The sequence below is a fragment of the Candidatus Schneideria nysicola genome (assembly GCF_019923565.1).
Classification (GTDB): Bacteria; Pseudomonadota; Gammaproteobacteria; order Enterobacterales; family Enterobacteriaceae; genus Schneideria; species Schneideria nysicola.
The window spans coordinates 448876-471550 of sequence record NZ_CP074435.1; the positions used below are offsets into that span (position 1 = coordinate 448876).

19 protein-coding genes, 4 tRNA genes, 1 other RNA gene and 1 pseudogene are annotated in these 22675 nt (G+C 27.9%); 15 read left to right on the forward strand and 10 right to left on the reverse strand.

Annotated elements, in window-relative coordinates; all coding sequences use genetic code 11:
• Window positions 1-10: 10 nt before the first annotated feature.
• Window positions 11-1021 carry a zinc ABC transporter substrate-binding protein ZnuA gene (gene znuA, locus KEC37_RS02250; protein ID WP_223139523.1) on the forward strand — a complete coding sequence of 337 codons (1011 nt, stop codon included), beginning with the start codon at window positions 11-13 and terminating at the stop codon, window positions 1019-1021.
• A 22-nt stretch (window positions 1022-1043) separates the two neighbouring features.
• Window positions 1044-2105 (forward strand): murein DD-endopeptidase MepM, encoded by a 1062-nt coding sequence (gene mepM, locus KEC37_RS02255; RefSeq protein ID WP_223139524.1) that lies wholly within the window; start codon window positions 1044-1046, stop codon window positions 2103-2105.
• An 11-nt stretch (window positions 2106-2116) separates the two neighbouring features.
• Here the strand turns inward: mepM and KEC37_RS02260 are convergent, their stop codons facing one another.
• Complete coding sequence (locus KEC37_RS02260) at window positions 2117-3478, reverse strand: Nramp family divalent metal transporter (protein WP_223138526.1); 1362 nt, start codon at window positions 3476-3478, stop codon at window positions 2117-2119.
• A gap of 508 nt (window positions 3479-3986) precedes the next feature.
• On the opposite strand from KEC37_RS02260, the gene argS reads away from it, so the two are divergent.
• On the forward strand, window positions 3987-5753 hold the full coding sequence (gene argS, locus KEC37_RS02265) for an arginine--tRNA ligase (protein ID WP_223139525.1): 1767 nt from the start codon (window positions 3987-3989) through the stop codon (window positions 5751-5753).
• A 28-nt stretch (window positions 5754-5781) separates the two neighbouring features.
• Here the strand turns inward: argS and KEC37_RS02270 are convergent.
• The 3 genes from KEC37_RS02270 to KEC37_RS02280 form a co-directional block, all read right to left on the reverse strand.
• Window positions 5782-5852, reverse strand: a tRNA-Gln gene (locus KEC37_RS02270).
• A 15-nt stretch (window positions 5853-5867) separates the two neighbouring features.
• Window positions 5868-5948: transfer RNA gene (locus KEC37_RS02275), tRNA-Leu, on the reverse strand.
• Between the two features lie 19 nt (window positions 5949-5967).
• Window positions 5968-6041 (reverse strand) — tRNA-Met (locus tag KEC37_RS02280).
• Window positions 6042-6262: 221 nt separating this feature from the next.
• Between KEC37_RS02280 and KEC37_RS02285 the strand changes: the two genes are divergently transcribed.
• On the forward strand, window positions 6263-6775 hold the full coding sequence (locus KEC37_RS02285; RefSeq protein WP_223139804.1) for a phospholipase D family nuclease: 513 nt from the start codon (window positions 6263-6265) through the stop codon (window positions 6773-6775).
• A 14-nt stretch (window positions 6776-6789) separates the two neighbouring features.
• Here the strand turns inward: KEC37_RS02285 and dapF are convergent, their stop codons facing one another.
• Together dapF and yajC are read right to left on the reverse strand one after the other, a co-directional pair.
• The gene (gene dapF / locus KEC37_RS02290) at window positions 6790-7617 is read right to left on the reverse strand and encodes a diaminopimelate epimerase (RefSeq protein WP_223139526.1); all 828 of its coding nucleotides are present in this window, start codon (window positions 7615-7617) and stop codon (window positions 6790-6792) included.
• 30 nt (window positions 7618-7647) lie between these two features.
• Window positions 7648-7992, reverse strand: a complete 345-nt coding sequence (gene yajC, locus KEC37_RS02295; RefSeq protein ID WP_223139527.1) for a preprotein translocase subunit YajC — start codon at window positions 7990-7992, stop codon at window positions 7648-7650.
• 356 nt (window positions 7993-8348) lie between these two features.
• Here yajC and greA point away from each other — a divergent pair, with 356 nt between their 5' ends.
• The 5 genes and pseudogenes from greA to glmM all read left to right on the forward strand — a co-directional run bounded on the left by greA (window position 8349) and on the right by glmM (window position 13703).
• Entirely contained in the window at window positions 8349-8825 is a 477-nt protein-coding gene (gene greA, locus KEC37_RS02300; RefSeq protein WP_223138530.1) for a transcription elongation factor GreA, read from the forward strand.
• 86 nt (window positions 8826-8911) lie between these two features.
• Window positions 8912-9520 carry an RlmE family RNA methyltransferase gene (locus KEC37_RS02305; RefSeq protein WP_223139528.1) on the forward strand — a complete coding sequence of 203 codons (609 nt, stop codon included), beginning with the start codon at window positions 8912-8914 and terminating at the stop codon, window positions 9518-9520.
• A gap of 62 nt (window positions 9521-9582) precedes the next feature.
• Window positions 9583-11406: pseudogene (gene ftsH, locus KEC37_RS02310) on the forward strand (ATP-dependent zinc metalloprotease FtsH); the annotation flags it as partial.
• A gap of 80 nt (window positions 11407-11486) precedes the next feature.
• Entirely contained in the window at window positions 11487-12317 is an 831-nt protein-coding gene (folP, locus tag KEC37_RS02315) for a dihydropteroate synthase (protein WP_223139041.1), read from the forward strand.
• 39 nt (window positions 12318-12356) lie between these two features.
• Window positions 12357-13703, forward strand: coding sequence for a phosphoglucosamine mutase (gene glmM, locus KEC37_RS02320; RefSeq protein ID WP_223139530.1), 1347 nt, complete (start codon window positions 12357-12359; stop codon window positions 13701-13703).
• Between the two features lie 65 nt (window positions 13704-13768).
• Here the strand turns inward: glmM and KEC37_RS02325 are convergent.
• Window positions 13769-13841: transfer RNA gene (locus KEC37_RS02325), tRNA-Phe, on the reverse strand.
• A 198-nt stretch (window positions 13842-14039) separates the two neighbouring features.
• On the opposite strand from KEC37_RS02325, the gene cyoA reads away from it, so the two are divergent.
• The 6 genes from cyoA (at window position 14040) to KEC37_RS02355 (ending at window position 20011) form a co-directional block, all read left to right on the forward strand.
• Window positions 14040-14924 (forward strand): ubiquinol oxidase subunit II, encoded by an 885-nt coding sequence (gene cyoA / locus KEC37_RS02330; protein ID WP_223139531.1) that lies wholly within the window; start codon window positions 14040-14042, stop codon window positions 14922-14924.
• Between the two features lie 87 nt (window positions 14925-15011).
• A complete protein-coding gene (cyoB, locus tag KEC37_RS02335) occupies window positions 15012-17009 on the forward strand; it encodes a cytochrome o ubiquinol oxidase subunit I (protein WP_223139532.1) in 1998 nt (665 codons plus the stop codon).
• The gene (gene cyoC, locus KEC37_RS02340) at window positions 17006-17614 is read left to right on the forward strand and encodes a cytochrome o ubiquinol oxidase subunit III (RefSeq protein ID WP_223139533.1); all 609 of its coding nucleotides are present in this window, start codon (window positions 17006-17008) and stop codon (window positions 17612-17614) included. The genes cyoB and cyoC overlap by 4 nt, the downstream gene beginning before the upstream one ends.
• Window positions 17614-17922: a cytochrome o ubiquinol oxidase subunit IV gene (cyoD, locus tag KEC37_RS02345; RefSeq protein WP_223139534.1), complete on the forward strand. Its 309-nt coding sequence runs from the start codon at window positions 17614-17616 to the stop codon at window positions 17920-17922. Before cyoC ends, cyoD begins: the two co-directional genes overlap by 1 nt.
• Window positions 17922-18800: a heme o synthase gene (cyoE, locus tag KEC37_RS02350; RefSeq protein WP_420885566.1), complete on the forward strand. Its 879-nt coding sequence runs from the start codon at window positions 17922-17924 to the stop codon at window positions 18798-18800. The genes cyoD and cyoE overlap by 1 nt, the downstream gene beginning before the upstream one ends.
• Window positions 18801-18835: 35 nt before the next feature.
• Window positions 18836-20011, forward strand: coding sequence for an MFS transporter (locus tag KEC37_RS02355; protein WP_223139536.1), 1176 nt, complete (start codon window positions 18836-18838; stop codon window positions 20009-20011).
• A gap of 1 nt (window position 20012) precedes the next feature.
• On the opposite strand, the gene ffh is transcribed toward KEC37_RS02355, so the two are convergent.
• From ffh to rsmI, 3 genes are all read right to left on the reverse strand, one after another.
• Window positions 20013-21356, reverse strand: a complete 1344-nt coding sequence (gene ffh, locus KEC37_RS02360) for a signal recognition particle protein (protein WP_223139537.1) — start codon at window positions 21354-21356, stop codon at window positions 20013-20015.
• 26 nt (window positions 21357-21382) lie between these two features.
• Window positions 21383-21749: RNase P RNA component class A (gene rnpB, locus KEC37_RS02365), an RNA gene on the reverse strand.
• Between the two features lie 27 nt (window positions 21750-21776).
• Complete coding sequence (rsmI, locus tag KEC37_RS02370; RefSeq protein WP_223139538.1) at window positions 21777-22649, reverse strand: 16S rRNA (cytidine(1402)-2'-O)-methyltransferase; 873 nt, start codon at window positions 22647-22649, stop codon at window positions 21777-21779.
• Between the last annotated feature and the right edge of the window lie 26 nt (window positions 22650-22675).

The window sequence follows — 22675 nt, forward strand, 5'->3', positions numbered from 1 at the left end:
AATCATTTTAATGAAAAAAAAATATTTTTTGTATTTTTATTTTTTTGATTTTTTTATAAAATTTTTTATCTTTTTCCTCTTAATCGGTAATTCTATAGTTCATGCGACTGTTATTACTTCAATTCGACCATTGGGTTTTATTGCATCCGCAATTGCAGAAGGTGTGATGCCAGTGGAGATATTACTTCCCAATGGGGCCTCTCCTCATGATTATACATTAAGGCCATCAGACTTAATACGTATGAAAAAAGCTAGTATTTTGGTTTGGATTGGACCAGAGATGGAAAGTTTTCTATCTTCACCTATATCTTCTCTAAAAAATAGAGAAATAATTACTTTATCAAAAGTATCTACTATTATACCATTGTTAGTGGATAGTAGAAAATTTATACATAATAAAAATAATAGTATTTTAATGCCGTTACATCAACGTTCTGAAGAGAATAAATCAAGAGATATCTTTCTTAAAAAAAATAAAAACGGTATTAATAAACATCAAGTAAATATGCATATTTGGCTTTCTCCTAAGATTGCGAATTGTGTTGCAATAGAAATTTATAATCGTCTTCTTCTTTTATTCCCTAATCATAAGAAAAAATTAGATGAGAATTTAATCATATTTCAGTCTATTTTATCAGAGACAGATAGAAAAATATCTTTATCTCTTTCACACGTAAAAGATAAAGGTTACTATGTATTTCATGATGCTTATAGATATTTTGAAGAGCATTATGGATTAAAACCTTTAGGATATTTTACCTTTGATCCTAATATCCATCCAGGAGCTAAAACTATACATAATATTAGATCTAAAATTATGGAAAGAAAATCTACTTGTATTTTTATGGAACCACAATTTAAATGTACTGTTATAAAAACTATATTTTTTGCTAACAAAGTATATATTGGTTTATTAGATCCATTAGGAACAAATGTTCCTTTAAGCAAAAAAAGTTATTCTAATTTTTTAGAGAGAATATCTAATCAATATATAAACTGTTTGGAGAAAATAGATGATTAAGAACTAATAAGGACAATGATAAGTGCTGCAAAGAGTCGAATTTTTATTATATAAACATTATAAAATATTCCTATTATTAGGATTGGTTACTATCTTCATTTGGAATTGTAATACTTATTCTGCTACTGGTAATACATTATGGCATCACTATTATTTTTTCTTAGAGAGATTTTACTCTAAAAATTTTAATACCTATCAAATAGATTATTATTCTAATCATTCTTTTTCAAGAATAAGGGCCAATGATTATCGAGACTATTGTGATAATATTTTACAAAATAATTATGTATCACAAAATCATTTTAAACGTAATGTCATTATTAATGGTAGGCTAAGAAGTAATTTTATTACTAGTGTTAAAAATATGGGTTTAACTAAACATGATATTTATACAATAATAAAAGCATTAGAATGGCAATTAAATTTAAATAAATTACATAAGGGAGATCCCTTCTCCATCTTAATAGAGAAAGAATTTATTAATGGAAAAAATACTAAAAATACTTTAATTGGAATACGTTTACATACTGGAAAAAAAGATTATTATGCTTTTCGAGCTAAGAATGGCAATTTTTATAACTGTGATGCTATAAAATCCTCATATGGATTTATGCGTTATCCTATACTAAAAAAAACTTATATTACTTCTAATTTTAATCTAAATCGGTATAATCCTATTACTGGTTGTATTGCACCTCATAGGGGTGTAGATTTAGCGGTACCTATTGGGACCGCAGTGCTAACTGTTGGAGATGGTAAAGTTGTGGCAGTTGGTAACGATTATGCGGCCGGTAAATATATTACTATCCATCATGATCATCAATATATGACACGCTATATGCATCTTAAAAAATTCTTAGTTAAACCAGGACAAATAGTAAAAAGAGGAGATTGTATTGCGTTATCAGGAAATACGGGTAGATCAACAGGACCTCATCTTCACTTTGAACTTTGGATTAATCAAAAAGCAGTTAATCCTATTACTACTCCATTACCCTCTCATAGAGATAGTCTATCGGGAAATGAGCGATTAGAATATCTATTAGAAGTCAAACGTTTACTTCCCCAATTAAAGTTTAATTAAAAAAAACGTAATTAAATATGACGTGAAGATGTATATAGTGTTTCAAAAATTAACTGAATATTAAGTATAATTAAGAGTACTGTAGCTAACCAACCTAATATAATAAATAATTTACAATTGACGAAAATACCCATTGTCTTCTTGGAGGATGTTAAATATAATAAAGGAATCATTGAAACAGGTAAAGCAATACTTAAAAATACCTGAGTATAAACTAACAATTTTTCTACTACATCTCCATTATGCCCCCATAGATAAATACAAGCTAAAACTGGAAGAATTGCAATCATTCTAGTAATTATTCTACGTTGCCATAAAGGTAATTTAAAATTCACAAATCCTTCCATTACAACTTGTCCTGTAAGAGTCCCAGTAATGGTTGCATTCTGTCCTGATGCTAGCAAAGCAACTGCAAATAGTGTTGCTAAAGTAGAGCTAGCAATTGTTCCTACCATATTATGATCTTTTAAAGCTTCATATAATTGTGCAAATCTTCCAATATCATCTGGATTTTTTCCAAAGAAAAGGGTAGCACCTAAACCTAAAAGTAAACAATTAATAATAAAAGAAAAACTTAATTGGATATTAGAATCAATAGTGGCATAACGTATAGCCTCTTTTAATGCATACCAATCATTACGATTATATTGTCTAGACTGAACTATCGATGAATGTAAATATAAATTATGTGGCATTACTGTAGCACCAACTACTCCTAAAGCAATAAAAAAAGCGGAATCTCCTCCTTCTACATGAGCATTTAAAATATCATATTTAGGTAAGAATGATCGCATAATAAGTAATAGATCAGGATTAGCAAGAGCAACTTCATATGCAAAAATAATAAAAATAGTTACTGTCAGTATAAATGCTAATGCTTCTATTTTTCGAATTCCAAATTTTATTAAAGCTAATAATAAAAATACGTCTAATGCGGTAATAATAACTCCAAGTAAAAGAGGAATTTGAAATAATAAATTAAGTGCTATTGCACTACCAATCACTTCCGCAATTTCTGTAGCAATAATAGCTAGTTCAGTAGTAATCCATAATATAAAAGCAGTTTTTCTTCCTACTAATGTTTTGGTTGCTTGTGCTAAATCCATTCCAGTCACGATACCTAATTTAGCACACATCATTTGTAGTAACATCGCAATTAGACTTGATATTAATATTACTGATAGAAGTAAATATCCATATAAAGCTCCTCCTTGAATAGAAGTAATCCAATTGCCAGGATCCATATAACCAACGGCTACTAATGCTCCTGGTCCAGAAAAAGCAAAGAGTTTTTTTATAAAGCTTTCTTTACCAGAAGGAACAGGAATAGTATTATTAATTTCTTCTAAGCTGTTTTTTCTAACTATTTCCATATTTTTCTCAATAATATTTAGTAGAATTCATAGATTTAGTAAAATTGATGTCTATATAAGATAATGGCAAATAAATAAAATTTTTTAGAAAACTTTTATTAATATTCTTTTGAGAAAAAATAAATGTTTCATACTTAAGAAGTATTCTCAACAAGGAGAATCTTGTACTAATTAAGAAGAACTTTATTTTTTTGAAAATAAATTTATTAATTTTATAGAGTGCTTTTCAATATATCATATATTTATCTTAATTAAGAATGATTAAGTAATTTTTATAGAAATGAAAATGTTATTTATGAGTAATAAATAACATTCTATTTTAATAAAATAGTGAAATCGATATATTGAACGGTAACGAAACACATTTAAAAAATATTTGCCTTAATAATTCTTTTTTCCTGATTGATAAAATCAAGAAGCAAAAAAGTATTAATTTAATTTGATACAATAGTATCACTAATTATGGTATCTTTAATTTTGATTATTAATTAAATTGTGGGTATAGATTTTGAATATTCAATCTTTGTTATCAAAAAAGATATATAAAACTTTGTCAATGATTGTTGATAAAAATCTTTCTAGTGAAAGACATAAAATATATATTAAACGATCTAAAAAAAGTGATTTTGGTGATTATCAAATTAATGGAATAATAAATATTACAAAAAAAATAGATATATCTTTCTATCAATTAGCAAAAAAAATTGTTGATATTCTTAACAAAGAAAATATTTTTGAAAAAGTAGAAATTTCTAATTCAGGATTTATTAATATTTTTTTAAATACAGAATGGTTATCTGCACAACTTTTTAATACTCTGTCATCGAAACGATTAGATATATCATTAGTAAAACCACAAAATATCATTGTAGATTACTCTTCTCCTAATATTGCTAAAGAAATGCATGTTGGACATATGAGATCAACTATTATTGGAGATGCTATAGTAAGATTGTTAGAATTTTTAGGCCATAATGTAATTCGTGTAAATCATATAGGAGATTGGGGAACTCAATTTGGTATGCTTATTGCTTATTTGGAAGAGAAGCAATATTCTAATCAGGAAATTTGTATTACTAATTTAGAATCCTTCTATCGCGAGGCTAAAAAAAAATACGATCAACATTCTGATTTCACAAAACGTGCTAGAGAGTATGTAGTAAAACTTCAACATGGTGATAAATATTGTAGACATATTTGGAAAAAATTAGTAGATATTACTATGAAACAAAACCAAATAATTTATAACAAACTGAATGTAACATTAAGTTACAATGACATTATGGGTGAAAGTCTATATCAGGATATGTTACCTGATATTATATCAGATCTCAAAAAAAAAGGGTTAGCTATACAAGATAAGAATGCTATCATCGTTTTACTAGAGGAATTTAAGAATAAAAATAATCAACCTATGGGAGTTGTTATTCAAAAAAAGGATGGAGCATATTTATATACTACCACTGATATTGCTTGTGCTAAATATCGATGTGATAAATTAAAAGCTGATAGAATTCTTTATTATATTGATTCACGTCAACATCAACATTTAATGCAAGCATGGACTATTGCTCGTAAGGCTGGTTATATTCCAGATTCTGTTTCATTAGAACATCATATGTTTGGTATGGTTTTAGGTAAAGATGGTAAACCATTAAAAACTCGTTCTGGTGAGACTATTAAGCTAAATTCATTGTTAGATGAAGCTATTAAACGAGCACATAATGTTATCAGTAATAAAATTACTACATCTATTACAGATAGAAGTGAAATTGAGCATTTAGCAAGAGTGATAGGAATAGGATCAGTAAAATACGCAGATTTATCTAAATGTAGAACCACAGATTATGTATTTGATTGGGATCAAATGTTAAAATTTGAAGGAAATACAGCTCCATATATACAATATGCTTATACCCGTATAATGTCTATTTTTAACAAGACTGGTTATTCTTATAAGAATTTTCTTAATCATATAGAGGAAATTAAAGAAGAAATAAAATTAGAATCTAATATAGAAAGACAACTGGCAATATGTCTTCTTCAATATGAAGAAACTATTACTAATGTAGCTGATTTAGGAATGCCACACATATTATGTACTTATTTATATAGATTATCTGTTTTATTCTCTTCATTTTATGAAGAATGTTCAATTATTGAAGCAAAGAGTAAATCTTTATTTTATAGTCGTTTGCAAATTGCATTACTTACTGCTCGAATATTAGAACATGGTTTAAATCTGTTAGGAATACAAGTAGTTGATCGAATGTAATAGCTGATTTTTTTGATTGAGATTTATACTGGGGTACCAGGATTTGAACCTGGGATGGCGGGATCAAAACCCGCTGCCTTACCACTTGGCTATACCCCAATTATTTTTTACTACTGCGGGGAGCGAGATTCGAACTCGCATAAAAAAGTGCCAGAACCTAAATCTGGTGCGTCTACCATATTTCGCCATCCCCGCAACACTTGATTTATTGTAGTGGCTACGACGGGATTTGAACCTGTGACCCCAGCATTATGAGTGCTGTGCTCTAACCATCTGAGCTACGTAGCCTAAGTTGATATTATTATGTAATGTATTTTTATTAGAGTCAATCTCAATTTTTCATTCTCTTTAATTTAAAGATAAAAATTTTTAATTAAAAAATTGTTTTTGAAGGCTTTTCTTTTTAGAATAAGAGAGAGTAAATAATTATTAAATAATTGGTGAGAATCTTGTTAAAGAATTATAATAAAGATAATATAAATAGGAAGCAAAGAACAAAAAGTAATTTAATATTATTATATCTTCTTTTGCTTTTTTCTATTAATAACATTAATGCTGCTAATATTATTGATATTGATGTGGCTTTTTCCCCTGGTGACTCTGCTAAAGAACTTATATTGAATGCAATTGAGAAAGCTACCACATCGATTGATGTGGCAGCCTATTCTTTTACTAGTAAACCAATAAGTATTGCATTAGTTGATGCATACAAACGTGGTATTAAAGTAAGAATTGTAGCAGACAAGAAAGCAAATAGTGGAAAATATACTGCTGTAAATTTTTTATCCAACCAAAATATATCTGTCAAATTGAATGATTGTTATCTTATTATGCATAATAAATTTATGATCATTGATGATACGTCTATACAAACTGGTTCTTTTAATTATACGCGTAATGCCGTTTATCGAAATGCAGAAAATATTATTTTTATTAAAAATAAACCCGATATTGCTAAAAAATATAAAAAAGAATTTAATCGCCTTTGGAATGAAGGGATATTGCTTGAAAAACAATACTGATAAATATCCAATTTTTATAAATTAATAAATCCATCATATACATGAACAGATGGACCTGTCATATAAATAGGTTGATGTTTCCCTTTCCAAAATATAGTTAATTTTCCTCCAAGAAGTTCTACTGTTACTTCTGAATCTAATAATCCTTGTTGAATACCTATTGCAACGGAAGCACATGCTCCACTTCCACAAGCCTGTGTCTCTCCCGTACCACGTTCATATACTCGAAGTCGAATATATTTTCGATTAATAATTTGCATAAAATTGACATTTATTTTATTAGGAAAGTAGGAATGTTTTTCTATTTGTGGACCGATAGTATCTATTGGAATATTTTTCCAATCTTCTTCTACTACTATAACACAATGAGGATTTCCGACTGAAACTATACCACATGATATGATTTGATTATTAATAGGTATCTTATATTCATTTTGATGTTTATTAGATACAAAAGAAATGTCTTGAGGATTAAAATCAGGTTCACCCATATCAACACATATAAGATTCTTGTCAAGAATACTTAATAACATACATCTATTTTTAGTACTAACATAAATCTTCTCTTTATTTGTTAAATTTTTCATTTTAACAAAATGAGCAAAACAACGTGCACCATTACCACATTGAAAAGTTTCTGTTCCATCTGCATTAAAAATGCGATAATGAAAATCTATATTTTTTTCATAGGAATGTTCTACAATTAATAATTGATCAAATCCTATACCGTAGTGTCTATTTGATAATTTTTTTATGATTGGAGTGGAAATATTTATATTTTGTGTTATAGATTCTACAATCATAAAGTCATTACCAAGGCCATGCATTTTAGAAAATTTCATTTTTTATCCATTTATTTTCAATAGTCGATTTTATAAAGTTTTCATTGTTCCTTTTGGTAAAACTGTTACGATAAAATCGCGTTTAATTATAACCTCATTATTTTCATTAAGAGAAAGAATAATATAATTATTTTCTATTATCTTAGTAACACGTCCTATTAATCCACCTGCAGTTAATATTTCATCTCCTTTAGAAATAGATTGAATAAGTTTTTTATGATCTTTATTTCTTTTTTGTTGTGGACGAAAAATCATAAAATAAAAAATTAATCCAAAAATGATTAATATAATTATAAAGGAATAAGGATTCCCTTGTGAGGTATAATTAAGAGAACTATTTTCTGTTGTTATAATGTTAGAAAAAAGTAAATTCATATTTTCCTCTTCTTTTCTTCTACTCAAAAAATTCTAATTTAAGAAAATTATCAAATATTAATATTTTTTATATTTATTTGAATAATTTTTTTATAAATAAAATATTAGGTAATGATTATAATACTACTAAATTATAAAATATTTAATATATTATAAATTAAAATCATTATAAAATAATGACATTAATGTAAGAAAATTAATAAATAAATTTTTCTAATAGAAATTTTTCTATTTAATAATTTAAAAAAATTTTTATCGATTACTTCACATCTAATCTAATTTTCTCTATAAAGAATAACATTTATAAATCAAATACTATTTTCAAAATAATAGTTCTATGGAGGAGTATAATATTAATGAATCAAATTCCTATGACTGTTAGAGGTTTAGAAAAATTAAGAGAAGAACTTCTTTTTTTAAGAGATATTCGTAGACCAGAGATTATTAAAAATATAGCAGAAGCAAGAAAACATGGTGATCTAAAAGAAAATGCTGAATATCATGCTGCTCGAGAACAGCAAATATTTTGTGAAAATCGTATAAAAGAAATAGAAAATAAATTATCACATGCTCAAGTTATTGATATTACCAAAATTCCTCCTAGTAATAGAATAGTTTTTGGTACTACTATTAGTATTAAAAATTTATATAGTGGAGATAAAAAAACTTATCGTATTGTTGGAAATGATGAAGCCGATTTAAAACAACATTTAATTTCTATTAATTCGCCTTTAGCAAGAGGTCTAATAGGAAAAAAACTAGGAGAATGTGTCGTCATTACTACCCCAAGTGGAAAAATAACATATAAAATATTGAAAATAGAGTATTTATAAGAATAATTAATTATAATTGTTAATTATATTTTATTATTTTATTATTATAGATACAACATTCTATTAGATTATTATAAAATCATTAGATGAATAAAATTTGGTTAAGACAACATTTTAAAGATATATATATTAAACAAAAATACAAAAGAAAAATAAGATCTCGCGCTTGGTTTAAATTAGATCAAATACAAAAAACTGATAATATTTTTAATAAGGGTATGCATATAATCGATCTTGGTTCTGCTCCTGGAGGATGGTCAGAATATGCTTTAAAAAAAGTCATACCATACAAAGGTAGTGTTATTGCTTGCGATATTTTACCTATGCAACCTTTACAAGGAGTAGAGTTTATACAAGTAGATTGTTTTCATAATGATTTTTTAAAAATTCTATTGAAACAAATAAATAACAGAAAAATTCAAATGGTAATGTCTGATATGTCTCCTAATATAACCGGAATCTCATCTATTGATATACCCAATAGTATAAATTATGCCAATATAACCCTAAATATTTGTTATTCTCTCTTAGAAAAAGAAGGAAATTTACTTCTGAAAATTTTTCAAGGAGAAGGATTTAATGAATATATAAAAAAGGTTAAACTTATATTTAACAAAGTAATTATACGTAAACCACCTGCTTCTCGATCTTCTTCAAGAGAAGTATATCTTGTAGCAAAAGGATTTAAAAGATAAGATAATCTTTATCTTACTCTATATATAATATTATTCCTATAATTAAATATGAGGCTAATCCCTTGAGTGATATGGCGAAGAATCTAATTCTTTGGTTAATCATAGCAGCAGTGCTGATGTCAGTTTTTCAAAATTTTGGCAACAATAATCTAAATAGTAGAAAAGTATCCTATTCTACTTTTATGTCTGACTTAAACCAAGATCAAATTAAAGAAACGCGTATTAATGCACGTGAAATTACTGTAATAAAGAAAGATAGTAGTAGATATATCACTTATCTTCCTATTAATGATGCCAAACTTTTAGATATATTATTATCAAAAAACGTTAAGGTAATAGGGGAACCACCAGAAGAACCTAGTTTATTAACATCTATTTTTATATCTTGGTTTCCAATGTTATTACTCATAGGAGTATGGATTTTTTTTATGAGACAAATGCAAGGAGGTGGAAGAGGTGCAATGTCTTTTGGAAAAAGTAAAGCACGTATATTAACCGAAGATCAAATTACTACTACTTTTTCAGATGTTGCAGGATGTGATGAAGCAAAAGAAGAAGTAAGTGAACTTGTGGAATATTTAAGAGAACCTAATCGTTTTCAAAAATTAGGAGGAAAAATACCTAAGGGTGTGCTTATGGTAGGACCACCTGGTACTGGAAAAACACTATTAGCAAAAGCTATTGCTGGAGAAGCAAAAGTTCCATTTTTTAGTATCTCTGGTTCTGATTTTGTAGAAATGTTTGTTGGTGTAGGGGCATCACGAGTCAGAGATATGTTTGAACAAGCAAAAAAATCTTCACCATGTATAATTTTTATAGATGAAATTGATGCGGTTGGTCGACAAAGAGGTGCAGGTTTAGGAGGAGGTCATGATGAACGTGAACAAACTTTAAATCAGATGTTAGTTGAAATGGATGGATTTGAAGGAAAAGAAGGAATTATTGTTATTGCTGCAACCAATCGTCCAGATGTTCTTGATCCCGCATTACTTCGTCCTGGTCGTTTTGATCGACAAGTTATTGTCGCTCTTCCGGATATTCGTGGTCGTGAACAAATTTTAAAGGTACATATGCGTCGTGTTCCTCTAGATTCCGATACTGATGTATCTATTATTGCAAGAGGAACTCCCGGTTTTTCTGGAGCGGATTTAGCCAATTTAGTCAATGAAGCCGCACTTTTTGCAGCAAGATATAATAAAAGAGTAGTATCTATGATAGAATTTGAACAAGCTAAAGATAAACTTTTAATGGGAACAGAAAGACGTTCTATGGTTATGACAGAATCCCAAAAAGAGTGTACGGCTTATCATGAAGCTGGACATGTAATTGTTGGAAGATTAGTACCAGAACATGATCCAGTACATAAAGTTACAATTATTCCACGTGGACGCGCTTTAGGTATTACTTTTTTCTTACCAAAAGATGATATAGTTAGTATTAGTCGTCAAAAACTCGAAAGTCAAATTTCAACATTATATGGTGGAAGATTAGCAGAAGAGATTATTTATGGTCCTAATAGAGTTTCCACTGGTTCATCAAATGATATTAAGGTTGCTACTTCTCTTGCAAGAAATATGGTGACTCAATGGGGCTTTTCTAATAAATTAGGTCCGCTTTTATATGCAGAAGAAGAAGGAGAAATTTTTTTAGGTCGTGCAGTTGCTAAACCTAAACATATCTCTGATGAAACAGCTCGTATTATTGATCAAGAAATAAAAGCATTAATTGAATCAAATTATCTCCGTGCTAAAATGTTATTACTAAATAATATAGATATTCTACATGCTATGAAAGATGCACTTATGAAATATGAAACGATTGATACATTACAAATTAATGATCTTATGAATAGAGAAAAAGTACGTTCTCCTAAGGATTGGAAAGAAGAATAGTATAGTATTATCTATCTATTATTTATCCCATTGAAAAATCTAATAATTTATAAAAAATAATATTTACTTTCTATATGCAAATTTTAGGTGGAAAACGTATTTTAGATCTTTCTCGTACTCGAGTAATGGGGATATTAAATGTTACTCCAGACTCATTTTCAGATGGAGGATATTATAATAAACTATCTTCTGCTATTGATCGAACTAATCAAATGATTATAGAGGGAGCAACGATCATTGATATTGGTGGTGAATCTACCAGACCAGGTGCGTATCCTATTACGGAAGAAGAAGAACTCGAACGTGTTATACCAGTAGTAGAAATGTTAGTAAAACGTTTCGATATTTTTATTTCTATAGATACTTCGAGTCTTATAGTAATGCGAGAGGCGGCAATAGCAGGTGCAAATTTGATTAATGATGTACGATCTTTTCATACATTACAATCTTTAGAATTAGCAGTATCTAGTGATTTAGCTATTTGTTTGGTACATAATTCATTAATTTCTTTTCCCACTTTAAAAAAAAATATATCTATATTAAAAGTAGTAAATGATTTTTTTTCTTATCAGATAGATCGTTCTAAAAAACTCGGTATTAAAGAAAATAAAATAATTTTAGATCCAGGATTTGGTTTTGGAAAAAGTATTAAAGAAAATCTTATTTTGCTGAAAAAAATAGAATATTTTCATCATTTTAATTTACCCTTGCTTATTGGTATATCAAGAAAATCTGTCATTGGAAAAGTGTTACCGTATAATACATTACCTCAAGAAAGAATTATAGGTAGTATTACCTGTGCAAGTATAGCCGCATTAAAAGGAGTGAGTATAATTCGAGTACATGATGTTAAAGAAACTATGGAAGCATTATATATAATTAATGCTCTTAATTATTTATGTTAATTAATAATGAATCAGATAATAAGGAAATAATAATTTTACATGATTCATAAATATTTTGGTACAGATGGAATACGAGGTCGCGTTGGAACCTTACCTATTACTCCACATTTCGCATTAAAACTAGGTTGGGCAGCTGGAAAAGTATTATCATGTAATGGTTCTAAAATTATTTTAATAGGGAAAGATACTCGAAATTCTGGATATATGCTTGAGTCTGCTATTGGAGCAGGTATATCTGCAGCAGGTTTATCTGCGTATTTTACTGGACCAATCCCCACTCCCGCCGTAGCTTACTTAACACGTTTTCTTCAAGCTGAGGCAGGAATTGTAATTTCAGCTTCTCATAACCCATTTTATGATAATGGAATTAAATTTTTTTCTATAGAAGGAATGAAACTATCAAATAATATAGAACAAGCTATTGAGAATGCAATAGAAAAACCGCTTAAATGTGTTAGATCCGCGGAATTAGGACAATCTCATTATATTGTTAATGCAGCTAGTGATTATATTAACTTTTGTAAAAATACTTTTCCAAATAATTTAAATCTTAAAAAAATCAAAATTATAGTAGATTGTGCTAATGGTTCAACTTGTCATATTGCACCTAATGTATTACGTGATTTAGGAGCGACGGTTATTCCTATTAATTATCAACCTAATGGTATTAATATTAATAAAAATTGTGGTACCACAGATTTACGTGTTTTAAGAAAAACAGTACTTGATGAAAAAGCAGATATAGGCATTGCTTATGATGGAGATGGTGATCGTGTTGTTATGATAGATCATATTGGTAATAAAGTGGATGGTGATCATATTTTATATATTCTTGCTACAGACAAAATGCGTCAAGGTAAATTAATGGGAGGTGTAGTAGGCACTATAATGAGTAATTTAGGATTGGAATTATCATTAAAAAAGATTGGAATTCCATTTGCTCGTGTTAAAATTGGGGATCGTTATATATTTGAGAAATTACAAAAAGAAGGTTGGAAAATAGGTGCCGAAAAATCTGGTCACATTATTTTATTAGAAAAAACTACTACAGGAGATGGAATTATAGCTGGACTTCAAGTTTTATCCGTTATGGTTAAAAATCATAAGAGTTTATATGAATTATGTAAAGATATCAAATTATTACCTCAAATTCTAGTGAATATATATTTTTCCAATAAAAAAAATCCTAATCCTTTATCTTCCTTAGAAATAAAACAAGCTATTGATAAAGCTAAAAAATATTTAGCAGGATATGGAAGAGTTATATTACGACAGTCTGGAACTGAACCTCTAATACGTATAATGATAGAAGGAGAAGATGCAAAAAAAGTTAAATATATAGCTCATTTTATTTCTGATAAAGTAAGAAAAGTGATTAATTATTAATTAAAAAATATTATAATTTCTATCTTGTCCAGTTAAATATATAGCTCATTATTAATAAAAAAAATTGCCCAGAGGTGGAATCGAACCACCGACACATGGATCTTCAATCCACTGCTCTACCAACTGAGCTATCTAGGCTAAAAACTATTAAATTAGAGTATATAAAATAAAAAGTCAACATTTAAATTTCAATATATAAATTTTAGAGTATTTTGATACTCTATGTTATATTAGTATTACTATTACTAATAGTACATGATATAATATTTATTACTTACTCCTAAAGTATTCTGAACTCACTGTTATTCATTCTGTTATTCATTAGGAAAAATGAATATGCAATATATTTCATGGATTTTCTACAAAATATATAGATATAAAAAAAATATATATTGGTTATTTCCTTTTTTATTAATATCTATGCAACTTGTAAGTTGTAGTAATATGATACTTTTAGATCCTAAAGGTCAAATAGGGATAGAAGAACGATCTTTAATTCTCATGGCTATTAGTCTTATGTTAATTGTAGTAATACCAGTCATTATAATGGCTATTCTTTTTTCTATTAAATATCGTTCTTCAAATACGCCAATATATACCCCTAATTGGTCAAATTCTAATAAAATAGAATTATTGATATGGGTAATACCTATTATTATTATTATTTTTTTAGGAATGTTAACTTGGAAAAGCAGTCATGAATTAGATCCGAGAAAACCTATTCATTCTTCTACTATGAATACATTAGTAATTAGAGTAGTTTCTCTCGATTGGAAATGGTTATTCATTTATCCCGAATATAATATTGCTTCAATTAATGAAGTTGTTTTTCCTGTGAATGTTCCAATTAAATTTGAAATTACTTCAAATTCAGTTATGAACTCTTTTTTTATTCCGCAATTAGGTAGTCAAATATATACGATGGCTGGAATGCAGTCTATTCTAAATCTTATGGCCAAAGAGCCAGGTATATATCATGGAATCTCATCCAATTTTAGTGGTTACGGTTTTTCTGATATGAAATTTATTGCATTAGTTACTAAAACTAATAAAGAATTTGAGGAATGGATACATAAAGTAAAACTCTCTCCAAAGAGTATTTCTGATATAAATTCTTATGAAAAAATTGCTCTACCTAGTGTAGGACATCCTATTGAATATTTCTCTAATGTTTATCCTCATTTATTTGAACAAATAACTAATAAATTTCAAGTGAAATAATTATCTTTATGTTAAAATTAAAGTAAAGAAGAATACCTTACTGATTCTTATTTTTAAAAAATTAATTAACCTTAAAGGATTGACATGATGTTTGGAAAACTAAATTGGGACGTCATTCCATATCATGATAGAATTATTATGACTACTATTTTTAGTATTATCATGATATCTATATTTATAATTTCTTTTATTACCTATTTAGGAAAATGGAACTATATTTGGAAAGAATGGTTGATTTCAGTTGATCATAAGAAAATAGGAATAATGTATATTATTGTAGCGTTGATAATGCTAATAAGAGGATTTATTGATGCTATTATGATGCGTATGCAACAATTTTTAGTTTCATCAGGTGAAGTCGGTTTTCTTCCTCCAGATCATTATAATCAAGTGATTACAGCTCATGGTGTAATTATGATTCTTTTCATGGCTACACCATTAGTTATTGGATTGATGAATTTTATCGTACCTTTGCAAATTGGTGCAAGAGATGTAGCTTTTCCCTTTCTTAATTCTTTAAGTTTTTGGTTATTTGTAGTAGGAGTAATACTTATAAATCTATCTTTAGGTATAGGAGAATTTGCTCAAACTGGTTGGGTAGCATATCCACCTTTATCTTTGAGAGAGTATAGTCCAGGAGTAGGAGTAGATTATTGGATTTGGAGTATTCAGATTTCAGGGATTGGGACCACTTTAACCGGTATTAATTTTATTACAACTATATTACGTATGCGTGTCCCTGATATGTCCTTAATGAAAATGCCAGTATTCACATGGACCGCATTATGTACAAATATTTTAATTGTTGCTGCTTTTCCTATTTTAACCGTCACGATTGCTCTATTAACTTTAGATCGTTATTTAGATACACATTTCTTTACAAACGATCTAGGTGGAAATATGATGATGTATATTAATCTATTTTGGGCTTGGGGACATCCAGAGGTTTATATTCTTATATTACCAATATTTGGAATATTTTCTGAAGTAGTTTCAACTTTTTCTAGAAAAACATTATTTGGATATCACTCATTAATATGGGCAACTATTGCTATCACAGTCTTATCATTTTGTGTATGGTTACATCATTTTTTTACTATGGGAGCAGGACCGAATGTTAATGCTTTTTTTGGAATTATGACAATGATTATTGCTATTCCAACTGGGGTAAAAGTATTTAATTGGTTATTTACGATGTATAGAGGTAGTATTATCTTTAATTCTCCTATGTTATGGACAGTTGCATTTATTATTACTTTTTCTATAGGAGGAATGGCAGGTGTTTTACTAGCAGTACCAGGTGCCGACTTTGTATTACATAATAGTGTATTTTTAGTTGCACATTTTCATACAGTTATTATAGGTGGAGTGGTATTTGGTTGTTTTGCAGGTATAATATATTGGTTTCCTAAAGCATTTGGTTTTAAATTAGATGAAATATGGGGTAAATATAGTTTCTGGTTTTGGTTCATTGGATTTTATACTGCTTTTATGCCTTTATATATTTTAGGTTTCATGGGTATGACTCGTCGATTAAGTCAGAATATTGATTCGGATTTTCATTCGTTATTACTTATTGCCGCTATTGGAACTGGATTGATAGCAATAGGTATAATTGCTCAAATTATTCAAATTATTGTTAGTATTCGGAATCGCAGTAAAAATCTTGATTTAACTGGAGATCCTTGGAATGGACGTACTTTGGAATGGTCGATTCCTTCACCTCCTCCTTTATATAATTTTGCCATTATTCCAAAAGTAAATAATTTGCTTGATGCTTTTTGGCATACAAAGAAAAATAGTATTTCGACTAAAAATGCATCCGAAGAAAATGCTAAAACAATAATCTATGAATCTATTCATATGCCAAAGAATACATATATACCCATTATTATATCATTTTTTAGTTTAATTGTTTGTTTTTCTATGATATGGCATATTTGGTGGATGACTAAAATAGGTTGCATAGGAATTATTTTAACAATTTTCATTCATAGTTTTAATAAAAATACCTTCTATTATATTTCTCCAGAGGAAATTAAATATATTGAAGAATTAAATAATATAAATGGAAAAGATTTATGATAAATAAATTTATCTCGAATGATAGAGAGCAATTTGAAGAAACTCATGATTCAAGTAATAATACCATACTTGGATTTTGGATTTATTTAATGAGTGATTGTATTTTATTTGCTACTTTATTTTCTGTATATTTTGTATTAAAAGATAAAATTGCTTTAGGACCTTCAATCAAAGATATTGTCAATCTTCCTTTTATATTATTAGAAACATTTATCTTATTATTTAGTAGTCTTACGTGTAGTCAAGCTATGTATTCTATGAAAAAAGATAAAAAATATCAGGTTAATTTTTGGTTAATTTTAACATTGATTTTAGGAATATTATTTATTATAATGGAATATTCTGAATTTTTACATCTGTATATGTTAGGATTTAAACCAAATTGTAGTGCTTTTCTATCCAGTTTTTTTGTTTTAATTGCAACTCATGGTATCCATGTAGCTACAGGAACCTTGTGGCTTCTATTGATGATTTTTCATATTATTCTTAATGGATTAACTACTATTAATCAAACTAGATTGCATTGTTTAAGTTTATTCTGGCATTTTTTAGATATAATATGGATTGGTGTTTTTACTTTAGTTTATTTAATGGGAACTCTTTAATGGAAGAGTATCTTAAAAAAGAGAATCGATCTGGATTAGTAGCTTTTATTTTATCTATTATTTTGACAATAATTCCATTTTTTTTAGTGCAATATCATTTAATGTCTTCATATTTCTCTATTGTAGTTTTAGGAATATGTGCTTTTTTACAAGTTATATTACATTTATTTTATTTTTTGCACTTAAAAATTACATTTGAACAACGTTGGAATATCCTATCTTTAGCATTTACATTACTAATATCATGCATTCTTATTATTGGAACCTTATGGATTATGAACCATCTTAATTGTAATTTTTATAGATGATGATAATAAAATTAAGTAAGCAATATCTGCAAATAACCAAACCATTTATTATTTTAGGAAATATAATATCTTTATTAGGAGGATTTTTTCTTTCAGCTAGAGGAAAAATTGATTATATACGATTATTTACATTATTAAGTGGAATGTCCTTATTAATTGCATCAAGTTGTATTTTTAATAATTGTATTGATCGTAATATAGATAAAAAAATGAAAAGAACCCAAAATAGGGCAATAGCAAAAAATATAATATCTACAAAATCTGGATATACTTATGGTATATTGCTTAATATTATAGGATTATATTTGATATACAGTCTTAATAATGTATTAATATTATATTTATCTATAATAGGTTTTTTGACTTATGTATTCATATATAGTTTATATTTAAAGAAAAGATCTGTTTATTCTACAATAGTTGGTAGTCTAGCAGGGGCTATGCCACCAGTCATTGGATATTGTGCTAATAGTTATCAATTTGATATTGGTGCGTTATTATTATTAATATTATTTAGTATATGGCAAATGCCTCATTTTTATTCCATATCTATTTTACGTTTTAATGATTATCAATCAGCTAATATTCCAATTTTACCAGTTAAATCAGGTATTTCTACTACTAAGCTACATATAATACTATACATTATAGTATATGCTATAATTTCTTTAATACTTAATATAACTGGATATGTGGGTTATTATTATTTATTATTGGTAGAGATAATTACGGGATATTGGTTAATTATAGCTTTCTTAGGCTATCATAATTCCATCAATAATAGTACTTGGTCAAAAAAGCTTCTTACTCTTTCTATTATTGTTATGCTTATTACAAGCATAATGATGTCTTTGGATTATTGCGATAATAATAGTTAAAATGAAGTAACATTTATTAGAATTTATAGATAGTTATGAATAGTGATGAGATACGTATATCTTTTGGAATTGGTATAATTTTTGCATTACGTATTTTAGGTATGGCAATTATATTACCTGTTATATCTATTTATGGGATACATCTACGAGATGCGAATAATTTTTTAATTGGATTAACTGTTGGAATTTATGGTTTAACTCAAGCTATTTTACAGATACCATTTGGAATCGCCTCTGATCGATTTGGTCGTAAACCTTTAATAATATTGGGTCTATTGATATTTTTTATTGGTAGTATGATTGCTGCTCTAACAGATTCAATTTATGGAATAATATTAGGGCGCGCATTACAAGGATCTGGAGCTATTTCCTCTGTTATGATGGCATTGTTAACTGATTGCATTTCTGAAAAAAATCGTACTAAGTCTATGGCATTTATTGGTATATCTATTGGAATAGCATTCTTTATATCAATAATATTGGGTCCAGTCATTACAAATTACTTTGGATTTCATAGTATTTTTTTGATTATTGCTCTTTGTTCTATTTTTGGGATTATAATAGTTTTGACCCTTCTTCCTAATAGAAGGAATGTAAGAAGCTTTTATCCTTCTTCTTATTCTTATAAAGAAGATATAAGTAATAAAGAGATACCTTTACAAATTTTCACCCTAAATTTAAGTATTTTATTTTTACATTGTATACTCTCTTCTAATTTTTTATTATTACCTACAATGATGATAAATTTGGGAATACAAAGTTCTTTTCAATGGATGATATACTTTATTGTTATAATAATTGCTTTTATACTATGGACTCCGTTGATTCTATTTTATGAAAAAAGATACAATAGTAGGATCATTATGTTAGTATGTATACTTCTGCTAAGTATAGCAGAATCTATGTTTTTATATGTCAGTTCATACATTGGTTGGTTTTTTATTGGTCTCCAATTTTTTTTCCTCTCTTTTATTGTGATGGAATCCTTTATACCTTCTCTGTTAAGTAAATATTCTTCACTTGGTATTCATACTGGAAGAAATATGGGAATATATTCCACTAGTCAATTTATTGGTTCAGCACTTGGAGGAATATTAGGTGGATGGTTGATGGAATTAAGAGGAAATTTTCATAGTATTTTACTAATGAATATATTAATCTGTCTAATTTGGTTGGGAATAATTCTTCTTAATAAGACATCAAAAATTTAATTTAATGTTTTTTTAGAAAAAATTTTCTAAATATGCTATTTTTTTGGTGTATTTTTTTTATATACATTTGTATTTGATTAAATTGTTTTAATAATTGATTAACATCTTGTACTTGCATCCCTGAACCTGCTGCAATACGTCTTTTTCTCGATCCTTTTATTATCTCTGGAAAAGCACGTTCTTGATGTGTCATGGAATAAATCATTGATTCCATATGAATTAATAATTTCTCATTATATTGGGATTTAATTTTAAAATTATCTATTATACTCTTTGGAAGTTTATCAATAATAGTATGAAATCCGCCCATTTTTTGCATTTGCTGTATATATTCTAGAAAATCATTGAAATCGAAACTATTAATTTTTTTGATATTTTTGGTAATTTTATCTGATTTTTTATGGATTTTTTCTTCAATATTTTCTATTAAAGATAAAACATCTCCCATTCCAAGAATACGTTTTGCTAATCTATCTGGTATAAAAGGTTCTAAATCTTGTATATCTTCTCCTATACCTATAAATTTAATAGGCTTCCCAGTGAGATATTTCATAGATAGTGCCGCCCCACCTCGCGCATCACTATCTACTTTACTTAAAATTATTCCTGTTATAGGAATAACGCTTTCCCATTGTTTTGCTATATTAGCTGTATCTTGGCCCAACATTGTATCTAATACAAAGAGAGTTTCTGTAGGATTAATGGAGAGATGAATATATAGAATTTCTTTCATCATGGCTGTATCTGTATGAAGACGACCAGCAGTATCTATTAACAATACGTCATAAAAACTCAATTTAGCATAATTTAATGCTTGATTAACAATATGAATAACATCCTTATTTTTTTGAGGAGGAGTAAAATAATCCACTTCTGCTCTTTTTGATAAAATTTCTAGCTGTTTTATAGCGGCTGGACGATAAATATCGGCGGATACAGTCATCACCTTTTTATTTTTATTTTTTGCAATATATCTTGCTATTTTACCAACACTAGTAGTTTTACCAGATCCTTGATTTCCAACAAAAAGAATGACTGCTGGAGAGGGGACGGATAAATTTAATTGAATTTCCTCTGGATTATTACCCATAATATGGATTAAAGCAGTATGGATAATCTTAATTAATTCTTGACGAGGAGTAAGATAAAGAGGAATATCCTTTCCTAAGGTATTTTTTTTAATTTCATCTATGAAATTGTGTACTACTGGTAAAGTTACATCAGCTTCGAGTAGAGTAATACGAATTTCACGTAAAATTTTTTCCATATTGGCTTCATTAAATGAGCTTTGTCCTCGAAAATCACGTAATGTACTTAATAATCTTTCAGATAAATTTTTAAACATATTATTCTCAAAATAATTTTATTATGGATGGGAGTTACTTAGTAAGCCGGGTTCTGTCTTATAATAGTCATTCATCTAGACTAATATTCACACATTAGTTCAAGCGGTCTACCCGGTTCAGTACGGGTCATACTATATGAACCTTTTTGACCTTGCTCCTGGTGGAGTTTACATTGCCACAAATTGTTACCAATTGTGCGGTGTGCTCTTACTACACCTTTTCACCCTTACCTAATTTTATTTAAGCTATTAGGTGGTTTATTTTCTGTTGCACTTGTCGTGAGTTCACACTCCCCAGGTATTACCTGGCACCATGCCCTATGGAGCCCGGACTTTCCTCTCCTTATTTTTTTACTTTCTCAAAAAACGAGCAGCGACTATTTTATCAACTCCTCATCCATATCCATATCCATTTTTCTTTTAAAGATTATTTTTTAATATATATCTATATAATAGGTTTCTATTTATATTATAAATTTTTGATACAAGTGATATTGTATTTTTTTTTGATAGTTTAATTTTTAATAAATTAAATGTCTCTAAAGCTTCGGAGGAAATTGGAATCGATTTATTATATCCTTCAACAATGAGAGTAATTTCACCTTTATAGCATATTTTATTTTCTTCTATTAGAAATACTAATTCTTCTATTGAAGTACTATAAATAGTTTCCCAAATTTTTGTAAGTTCTCTAGCAAAGACAATATTTCGGTCTTTCCCTAAGATCATCATCATATCTTTTAAGGAAGGCAATATTCTATGTGTTGATTCATAAAAAATAAGAGTACGTTTTTCTTTTTCTAACATATTTAAATAATTGATTCGCTTTTTATGTGTTTTAGGTAAAAATCCTTCATAACAAAAGCTATTACAATTCATTCCTGATGCAGTTAATGCTGTAATAGCGGCACATGCTCCTGGTAAAGGAATAATACGAATATTTAATTCTTTACAACATTTTATCAGATAAAATCCTGGATCATTAATAACAGGAGTTCCTGCATTAGAAATTAGTGCGATAGATTGTCCTTTCTTTAATATAGAAAGTAAAGCATTAGTTTTTTTATGTTCATTATAAGCATTTAATGTAATTAGAGGAACATTATTTATAGAGAAATTTTTTAGAAGTAAAGATGCTCTATGAATGTTCTCTACAATAATATAATCAACTTTTTTTAATATTCCTATTGCGCGATAAGTAATATCATTTAAATTTCCAATAGGAGTTGGAACTATATATAGTATAGAAGAATTAACAAAACTAATTTTTTTATTTTTAATATTAAAATCCATTTTTTATTTGGATAGAAATGTGGTGT